Origin of the sequence: Vibrio sp. Vb1337 (genome assembly GCF_033338715.1) — a bacterium.
Classification (GTDB): domain Bacteria; phylum Pseudomonadota; class Gammaproteobacteria; order Enterobacterales; family Vibrionaceae; genus Vibrio; species Vibrio alginolyticus.
Window position 1 is genome coordinate 1 of sequence record NZ_JAWOTD010000108.1, and the last position, 1,380, is coordinate 1,380.

Annotated in this window: 1 protein-coding gene; it reads right to left on the minus strand. The window is 53.3% G+C overall.

Features of this window, described 5'->3' with window-relative positions; genetic code table 11:
* Positions 1 to 1,380: tandem-95 repeat protein (locus R7E42_RS24265; RefSeq protein WP_318073128.1), on the minus strand; the 1,380-nt coding region annotated here is incomplete at both ends.

Here is a 1,380-nt window from a genome sequence, read left to right on the forward strand (position 1 = left end):
GGTATTTAGATCGATGCTGTATGGCGTAAAGTCTTCCGCCAAGGCTTGGTCTGCAATGCTGCTTTCAACCACAGGCGTGTCGTTCACCGCATTCACGGTGACGTTGACCGTCGCTTGGTCAGTCAGCGCACCATCGGTGACGGTGTAAGTGATTTCAGCATCGCCATGGAAGTTCTCAGCCGGTGTGAACACCAACTTGCCGTCAACAATTTCAACCTTACCTTGTGCTTCAGGTACAGACGCTGATTGGATAGACAGCGTATCGCCATCGATGTCAGTATCGTTTGGCAGGACATCAATCGTGACAGCGGTGTCTTCGTCAGTCATCGCCGTGTCATTGGTCGCCACTGGCGCATCGTTGACTGGCGTCACATCGACGTTCACCGTGGTGGACTCTGATACCCCACCGGAGGTGACGATGTAGGTAAAGCTGTCTGTACCGTGGTAGTTGTCGTTTGGCGTGTAGGTCACGCTGCCGTCCGGGTTGACCGAGACCGTGCCGTTAGCTGGACCATTGTTGGTATCCAGCAACACCACTTTGTCGTTGCCTTCGAACGTGTCGTTACCTAAAACCTTAATGATGGTTGGCGTGTCTTCCACAACCGTCGCTTTGTCTGCCACGATGTCCGCCACAGGCGCAACCGTAAAGTTCACCGTTTGGCTAACGCTTTCGCCGCTTGGATCGGTGGCCGTAAACGTCAACGCTTCTGAGCCGTTCCAGTCTGCGGTTGGAGTGAACGTAGCAATACCGTTGACGATCGCCACTTGAATGTTGCTGTTGCCAGAAACGCTGAAGCTCAGATCGCCATCCACGTTATCCACGTCGCTGAAGGCCGTATTCAGATCGATGCTGTATGGCGTAAAGTCTTCTGCCAAGGCTTGGTCTGCGATGCTACTTTCAACCACAGGCGTGTCGTTCACCGCATTCACGGTGACGTTGACCGTCGCTTGGTCAGTCAGTGCACCATCAGTAATCGTGTAAGTGATTTCAGCGTCACCATGGAAGTTCTCAGCCGGTGTGAAGACCAGTTTTCCATCAATAATTTCGACTTTACCTTGGTCACTCGGCACAGACGCCGAATCAATGCTTAACGTATCGCCATCAATGTCGGTGTCGTTTGGTAGGACATCAATCGTCACTGGCGTGTCTTCGTCAGTAACAGCGGTATCATCTTTTGCCACTGGCGCATCGTTGACTGGCGTCACATCGACGTTCACCGTGGTGGACTCTGATACCCCACCCGACGTAACGATGTAGGTGAAGCTGTCTGTACCGTGGAAGTTGTCATTCGGCGTGTAAGTGACGCTGCCATCCGGGTTGACCGAGACCGTGCCGTTCGCTGGACCGTTATTGGTATCCAGCGACACCACTTTGTCGTC